This window comes from Cyanobium sp. ATX 6A2 (assembly GCF_024346355.1).
Taxonomy (GTDB): domain Bacteria; phylum Cyanobacteriota; class Cyanobacteriia; order PCC-6307; family Cyanobiaceae; genus NIES-981.
Map to the genome: position 1 here is coordinate 1 of NZ_JAGQCU010000033.1, position 7,196 is coordinate 7,196.

Sequence of the window (7,196 nt, forward strand, 5' to 3'; positions counted from 1 at the left end):
GTGCTCCGAACAGGGTCACAGACCGGCCCACCCATTGCCACAGCTGAGATCTGAGGGAGGCGAGCCGTCAGCCCCGGCGTAGCCGGGGCTGATCCTCCCGAGTTACACCACTCCATGGGACGCCGCTGCCCGCGCAGCAGGAAGCAATCCAGTCCCCGGGCCCCTTTGATCTGACCAAACACCGGCTCAACGATGATCTTGCGTAGGGCATAGGTCGCCTGGCCTGCCTTGGAGCGGATCTTGCGGTCCATCCGGCCCCGCGCATCCAGATCCCTGGGCGCAGGCCCCCGCGAGGGCCGTGGCCGTTGGCCGTGCTCCTGCCGGCTGGTGGAGATGTAGGCGTCCAGCCCGCGCTGCTCGCTGTCCTCGATGTTGGCAGTGCTGCAGTAGCCCGCATCCGCGATCAGCTTCTCGGGCAGCTGGCCGGTGTTGGCCACGATCCGCTCGATCATGGGAACGTGGTGGGGAGCATCACTGGCCTGGTTGCTGACCCCCACCGCCACGATGATCTGGTGGTCGCCATCGACCGCCGCCTGGCAGTTGTAGCTCTGGATCCAACCGTCCCCGCCTTTGAGGATGTGGCTGTCGGGATCGGTGAAATTGCGTTGGGCGTTCGCTTTCGGATCGCCGGCGGCAGTGGTGGGCAGGTTGCGGCTGGGCATCGCCAGAGGATCAGCGCTGCTCAGCGGATCCGGGCTTGAGAGGCCTGCAGCCTGGGCCTTGTCGATCGGCAGCCTGCGGGCCAGCTCCGCTCGCCCGCGGGCACTGCGGGCTCTGCGCTCCGCTTGCTGCGCCTCTTTGACAAGGGCCCGAGAGCGGCCTCGCTCTCGGCATCGGTCTTGCCGTTGTCCTCAGTTGCTGCTGCTGCCTCAGCTGCCTGCTCTTCTGCAGCGCGGGCCTGCTGCTCGCGGCGGCGGGCGTTGTCGGCGGCGGCCTCCGCCTCCAGCTCCGCTTTGGCTTTGCGCAGGGCGTCGAGTCGATCCTGGCGGCGCTGCAGTTCCTTGGGCAGCTCATCGCCACGCTTGCCCTTGCCGTAGCGCGCGTCGTCCTGGGCATCCAGGATCTCAGCCTTGCGCATCAAGGCGTGATCTCCTGCTGCAGCTGCTTTTCCGCCCTGAGCATCCGCTCGTGGCTCATGGCTTTGTGCTTGGAGGCATTGGCCTGCACCTTGGTGCCATCCAGCGCCACATGGCCCAGGCTCACCATCCCCGCCTTCTGGCACAGCCGCAGAATCTGAATGAACAGATCCTTGAGGGCATCAAGATTGCGCCGGCGGAACTCACTGATCCTGCTGTGGTCGGGCTGCTGGTTGCCGGTCAACACCCGGAAGGCCAGATCCTCGTAGCAGGCCCGCTCGATTTTGCGGGATGAGACGGTGCCCACCCAGTAGCCCTAGAGCAGCAAGAGCGTCATCATCCTGGGGTCAAAACCCTTTTCCCCACGGGGACCCTTGGCCTGAGCAGGAATCAGGATGTCCGAGAGATCCAGCTCATCCACCAGATCCAGCAGGAAATACACCTGGTGCTCTTCTGAGAGCCACTCACAGGGTGACGGCGGCAGCAGGGTGGTCTGCTCCGGCTGCCAGGGACGGAAGGACTTGGGCTTCTGCATGCCCCATTTTCTCGCTCAGATCCACTGCTGTCACTGGAATCTGGGCAGATTGATAGGCGTCTGTGGAGAGGCTGGATGCTGATCTATGCGCGACAGCGCTCCTAGTGGGATTGGTCATCAATGGACAGTCTGGTGGTCATGACGTGACCCTTATCGACTTGTCCTTGAAACCGGGGGAACCCCAAACAGGTGGGTGGCCTGAAACGGCTTGCCGTCGCGGCTGCCGGTGGCCACCACCTCCACGATCCAGCCGGTGCCGATCCAGGCCTGGGCGATGTGCTCCCGTGCCTGTTTCGCACGCAGGGTCCAGGTGATAGTGCGGCCGTGGCTGATCTCGTGATCCGTGGCCACGAACGGGATCTTGCGTTTCCCCAGGAGCTGGCTGCAGATCTGGCGATGCAGGGGCTTCTGGTTCCGCTTGACGCTCAGGAGAACGTCGGCCCCCTGGGCGAGGCACCAGTGAAAAACGCCCGGGTGGTGTGCAGCGCATCCGCCTGGATCAGAACACGCTCGAGATCCAGGCTGGCCAGCCGCTCCTTGAGCGCAGCCCGCTCACTCGATTCAGCGGTGTCGTATGCCTTCTGGGCCAGAGCGACGCCGAGCGCATGGGCGTAGACGGTGACCTGGGCGACGAACCGATGTTTCCGTTATCCGTCTCCACTGCGGAGCCGCGCAGGGTCTTGCCGTTGCAGATCAACTGATCCAGACCCTCTGCCCCACCAGGGATCTGGCTGATCATCCAGGCCTGGAGGACCTGACCGAATTCCTGCAGATGGGCCTTGTTGAACAGGTAGAGGAAGGTGGCATCCGACGGCCAGCGCTTGAAATTCAGCCCCAGTGCCTCATTCAGAGCCTCCCGATGCCGCCGGGCAAAGGCCTCCAAGTCGCGGGAGCTGCGGCAGCCGCTCAGGATTCCCAGCACCGCCACCAGCAGCAGGTACCACTGCAGGTAGCGCACCCCCTCGGCGGTAGCGCCCGTCCGGGATGGCCTTGAGGAAGCTAATCAGGTCATCCGGTGCGGCCTGATCGGCTGCAGCAGAGTGGACTTTGGGCATTGGGAGCGGTGAAACCCGCTGACCAAAGCCAACGCTGACAGGCCCGCCAACCCCGACGCGGACATGCTTTTAGGCGGCCCTGGCGCTCAGCTAAAGTCGACACTAGCGGGGCTGGCTTGAGTAACCGTCTTGACGAAGTACTGTAACATACGTAGGCAGATAGATATGACGCCCCTTTCAATCTAGGCACGAGATTCTTGCGTCAAGATAGTGTAATGGCCATGAGCTCCGCAGGCGTCCCTTCAGGCGAATCCATGCAGAAAACAACAATGGTCCATCGACCCCGCCTCACCCTTCCACCCATCGAGGCAGAAGCCCTGCAGGATGCATATGCCGGAGCGCGCCGGATACTCGAGTATGGCTCCGGCGGATCCACCTTGATGGCTGCTGAGATGACCGGAAAGAAGATATGGTCGGTTGAATCGGATCGTTCATGGGCTGATAATCTTCGCGCCTACTTTCGTGAGAATCCGCCAGGTGCAGGCTCGAGTGTGGTCGTGCAGCATGTGGATATCGGACCGACTAAGCAATGGGGTTACCCCGTTGACGATTCGCGCTGGCGGATGTTCGCGAACTATCCCCTTCAAGTGTGGACATTGTCGGACTTTGAGCCTCCGGACGTCGTTCTGGTAGATGGGCGGTTCCGAATCGGGTGTGCGCTTGCCACCGCCTTCATGACTAAGACTCCTGTCGAACTGTACTTCGATGATTATGTCTCCCGACCGCATTACCACGCTGTGGAGGAGTTCCTAGGAATGCCCAGCGAAATTGGGCGGATGGCGAAGTTCCACGTTGAACCCATCACCATTCTCCCAGACCAGATGCTAGCCGTCATCCGTTGGCTGCACAAATCAAACTAGTGTGGCGTCCTGAAAGTTCGAGCAACAACCTGCAGCATCTGCTCAGGGGCGCATCTCAGCCACTTGCATCAACAGGCCAGGGCTGATCTCGACGTTGTTACAAGCGCACTCCATGTTGGCTGGAGTCGAATATGTTGCACATTTCCAGGACGCCACACTAGCCGGAGGCTTCTGCGCAGCAGTAGCAGTTGGCCGAGGGAAGCTTCTGAGCCCGGAACGCCGGCGCAGAGCCGTCGAGGCTTTGCAGGAGCGTTACCGGACCTCTGAACGCCTGTCCTGCCGGCTGGTGGGCCAGCACCGCAGCACGCAGCGCCACCCCTGCCAGGTCGTCTCGATCGAGGAGGGCAAGCTCAGGCACCGCCTGCGTGAGATCGAAGCTGCGCTGCAAAGCGGACCTTGCGGTGCGACGCACATCCGCTGGGGTCGGCTCATGGCCTCCCGCCTGCTCAGGTGGGAGGGATGGAGCGTGAACTACAAGCGGTTGCAACGGCTCTGGCGAGAGGAGGGGCTGCAGCGGCCTACCCCCTGGAAGCGGAAGCGGGCCCGACCGGGGACGGCTCAGTGTGGCGCCACCGGGCCGAGCATTCACCAGGTGAGGGCCATGCACTTCCAGTTCGACGCCACGGCCGATGGCCGCAGACTCAAGTTCCTGAACGTGATCGACGAGCACAGCCGCCTCTACCTGGCCATCCGGGTGGACAGGCGCTGCAAAGCCAAGGATGTGGTGGCCGTACTGGAGGAGCTCAACAGCATCTACCCGGCGCCGGCGTTCATCCGCAGCGACATTCAACTTGGGTGCATCCCAATCAGGCCATCGCCAACGGCCGGTTCAGGGGTGAGTTCCTCAACACCGAGCACTTCACGACAGATCCAGAGGCTCAACTCCTGGCTGATCGCTGGGGCTGGGAGTACAACACGCTTATGCCGCACTTGGACCTCCAGGGGCGTACGCCCCTGGAGGTATCTCGATAGGGCTGCGGCATGACCACAACCACCCGCTCTCATGAGGCCTGGACCTATAAATGGGGTCACGTAGTGATGTTGTTGAGATCAGATTCGTTGCGCCACCTATTCAACAGGTGCGCAGCTGTCTTGGAGCTGATGATTCCCCGACCAAAGGTCTTCTGCATAACTGACCCAGCACCGAAACTGCTAAGCACGAAACTTGGAGCTCCCGTCCTTGAATGCATCTACAAAGCGGACTTTCTTGCATCCGCCAGGGAGTCGTAGGGATTTTCGTATTTATCTACGGAAACAATATTGAAGCGCTTGTCATCACCCGGAATCAAGTTGATATCAGGCCTTTCTTCAGGATTCAAAAAGCCGACTTTGGGCAAAAAGATGTTGCGCGCAGATAGCGAAAGCCATCCGCTAAGCCATGAAAAGCTGCTGACACCGATTAAAAGGTTCTGTGCTATCCGTCCAATCTCAAAGTCTACTACAGGGTTAGAGCTTTCTTCTAGAATCACGCAGTCAGGAAATGATCTTCTTAATTGACGAATATACCAGGACTCGCTTGTTTGCCCATAAAAGAGCAGAGGCAGGGAGGCCTTCTTCTGTGCGGCTTTGATGAATTCAATGGGCAAGGGCATATACATTCGGTGAATGGGCCGCAAAATATCTCCCGCTCTGACATGGACAAATAAATAATCGTCGATGTAAGGCATTGCCTTGGCTGCTGCTAGATCCATAGTGGGTTTGCAGCCTGGCACGAGTGCTCTGCATAGCTCTAAGGAAGGCAGAAGGGCCAAATTGCAGACTGGCCCCTGAATGTGAAGCGCAATAGGCAGCTCTCCTGCAAGCTTGGCGATTCGGCTTAGATCTGGCTTGTGATTCCCGACCTTGATATGAATCCTTTCTTCTACGCCTGGGGCAAAGTATCTGGGCCTGTCAGGATCTTCCAATCCCTCCTTTTGCAGTCCTAAGTCGCTAATGCCTGCGAAGGTTACTCTACAAGTATTTGGCCCCAGCATCTCCTGAACTCGCTTGGCGAAGAAATAGGAAAAAAGATGGTTGCCAATATTCTTTCTTGAGACGTAGCAAGTGTGCTGCATTGCCGAAATCTCGAGGCTGGCTAGTGAGTGAGACAATTGTACAGAAAAGGCCTGAGGCGAACTGGCTTTTCGGGGCTGCTCCCGTCGCTAAACTTTCAGGAAGGACTCCGCCCTTGGAGAGGAGGCAGGGCTGATTCAAAGTGTGTCACAGGCGCTCTTGCCGCTGCTGTCAGCATGGGTTGAGGTCGGTGGAATCGCCTCCTCCTTGTGCTCGAAAGCGCCTCTGCCGCAACCGATCTCGACCTGATCAGCTTTCTCAAGGCGATCCCGGACGCGCGCATGCGGCGCGGGGTGCGGTTTCCGGCCTGGTATCTGCTGCTGGTGGCGGTGCTCGGGATCCTGAGCGGCTGCCAGAGCCTGCGGGATCTGGAGCGCTTTGCCATCCGTCACCACAGCGTGTTGACCGAGGGGCTGGGCCTTGAGCTGCGGCGGCCGCCCTCGGATTCCTCGTTCCGCTACTTCTTCCTCCAGGTGGACGTGGCGGCGCTGTGCGCTGCCATCCGTGACTGGACGATCGCTCAGATCCCCGGCGGCGCAGCGGATCTCGAGCAGCTGGTGTGTGACGGCAAGACGCTCCGAGGTTCCATCGAGCCCACCACCGCTGGCGGTTCTGCCTTTATCGCCCAGGTGACGCTGTATTCGGCCGCCCTGGGCGTGGCGATCAGCCAGGCCTGCTACGCCACCGGCGAGAACCACGAGCGGGCGGTGCTGCGGCAGCTCCTTGGGGAGCTGGATCTGGAGGGCGTGCTGATCCAGGCGGATGCCCTGCACACCCAGAAGCCGTTTTTCGACTCCTCCAGGAGCAGGGGGCCGACTTCCTGCTGACGGTCAAAGCGAACCAGAAAACGCTGCATCGCCAGATCCGCAGCCAATTCCAAGGAAAACGCCAGATCCCTTTTGTGGCAACGGATCACGAGATCAGCCACGGCCGCGACATCACCTGGACCCTGCGCGCCAAGGAGGCCCCGCAGCACATCAGTGAGGCCTGGATCGGCACCGGCTGGATCGTGGAGGTGGCCGCCGCAGGCACCCGAGACAGCAAGCCGTTCCAGGCCAAGCACGTGTTTCTGACCAGCCTGCGGACGACCCCAGAAGCCCTGCTGCAACTGGTGCGGGACCGCTGGAGCATTGAGGGCTGGCACTGGATTCGCGACACCCAGCTCCATGAAGACGCCCACCGCTACCGGGGCAATGGAGCTGGTGTAATGGCCACCTTGCGCACTGCAGCCCTGAACCTGTTGCGCCTGGCTGGGTTCCGGTCAGTCCGGGCTGGCTTGCAGGCGGTGATGCACGACATCACGGCGCTCCTGGCGATGGCGAAGCGCCGGCCCGAACCAAACCCTTGCTGAAACTTTGAATCAGCCCTGGGAGAGGAGGGGGTATCCATTCAGGGGGCGGGACGCCTCTCCTGGAACCCCCCAGTGTCAGCAAAGAAGTCCGCTCGGTCTGACCCGTCCACCTGGGGGCCCAACCGACGAGCATGCAACCTCCCTATGACGCCGCTCAGCGGGAAGCCGTCCGTATCCGGATGAGCCCGCCCAACCGCCAGAGCGTGGCCCAGATCGCCCGTGACACCGGGATCACAGCGCAGACCATCTACAACTGGCGCAGCCAGT

General features: G+C 61.0%; 10 protein-coding genes and 1 pseudogene. 3 read left to right on the top strand and 8 right to left on the bottom strand.

From position 1 onward, the window contains the following. From KBY96_RS15935 to KBY96_RS15960, 6 genes are all read right to left on the bottom strand, one after another. Positions 1 to 662 (bottom strand): transposase (locus KBY96_RS15935; protein WP_254980534.1); only part of this gene is annotated, 662 nt, incomplete at its 3' end. 20 nt (positions 663 to 682) lie between these two features. Continuing rightward, positions 683 to 1,078 (bottom strand): hypothetical protein, encoded by a 396-nt coding sequence (locus KBY96_RS15940; RefSeq protein ID WP_254980535.1) that lies wholly within the window; start codon positions 1,076 to 1,078, stop codon positions 683 to 685. After that, a complete protein-coding gene (locus tag KBY96_RS15945) occupies positions 1,078 to 1,383 on the bottom strand; it encodes a transposase (protein WP_254980536.1) in 306 nt (101 codons plus the stop codon). Before KBY96_RS15945 ends, KBY96_RS15940 begins: the two co-directional genes overlap by 1 nt. Before the next feature lie 9 nt (positions 1,384 to 1,392). Next, positions 1,393 to 1,611 (bottom strand): hypothetical protein, encoded by a 219-nt coding sequence (locus KBY96_RS15950; RefSeq protein ID WP_254980537.1) that lies wholly within the window; start codon positions 1,609 to 1,611, stop codon positions 1,393 to 1,395. Positions 1,612 to 1,761: 150 nt separating this feature from the next. Beyond that, positions 1,762 to 1,962, bottom strand: coding sequence for a hypothetical protein (locus KBY96_RS15955; protein ID WP_254980538.1), 201 nt, complete (start codon positions 1,960 to 1,962; stop codon positions 1,762 to 1,764). 148 nt (positions 1,963 to 2,110) lie between these two features. Continuing rightward, entirely contained in the window at positions 2,111 to 2,569 is a 459-nt protein-coding gene (locus tag KBY96_RS15960; protein ID WP_254980539.1) for a transposase family protein, read from the bottom strand. Between the two features lie 351 nt (positions 2,570 to 2,920). Here KBY96_RS15960 and KBY96_RS15965 point away from each other — a divergent pair, with 351 nt between their 5' ends. Further along, positions 2,921 to 3,526 carry a hypothetical protein gene (locus tag KBY96_RS15965; RefSeq protein ID WP_254980540.1) on the top strand — a complete coding sequence of 202 codons (606 nt, stop codon included), beginning with the start codon at positions 2,921 to 2,923 and terminating at the stop codon, positions 3,524 to 3,526. Between the two features lie 157 nt (positions 3,527 to 3,683). Here KBY96_RS15965 and KBY96_RS15970 read toward each other — a convergent pair whose 3' ends face one another. Then, positions 3,684 to 3,914: a hypothetical protein gene (locus KBY96_RS15970; protein WP_254980541.1), complete on the bottom strand. Its 231-nt coding sequence runs from the start codon at positions 3,912 to 3,914 to the stop codon at positions 3,684 to 3,686. A 71-nt stretch (positions 3,915 to 3,985) separates the two neighbouring features. On the opposite strand from KBY96_RS15970, the gene KBY96_RS16620 reads away from it, so the two are divergent. Continuing rightward, positions 3,986 to 4,498, top strand: coding sequence for an integrase core domain-containing protein (locus KBY96_RS16620; protein ID WP_396122345.1), 513 nt, complete (start codon positions 3,986 to 3,988; stop codon positions 4,496 to 4,498). Positions 4,499 to 4,716: 218 nt separating this feature from the next. On the opposite strand, the gene KBY96_RS15975 is transcribed toward KBY96_RS16620, so the two are convergent. Next, positions 4,717 to 5,580, bottom strand: coding sequence for a hypothetical protein (locus tag KBY96_RS15975; RefSeq protein WP_254980542.1), 864 nt, complete (start codon positions 5,578 to 5,580; stop codon positions 4,717 to 4,719). A 207-nt stretch (positions 5,581 to 5,787) separates the two neighbouring features. On the opposite strand from KBY96_RS15975, the pseudogene KBY96_RS15980 reads away from it, so the two are divergent. Next, positions 5,788 to 6,929: pseudogene (locus tag KBY96_RS15980) on the top strand (ISAs1 family transposase). The last annotated feature ends 267 nt before the right edge of the window (positions 6,930 to 7,196 follow it).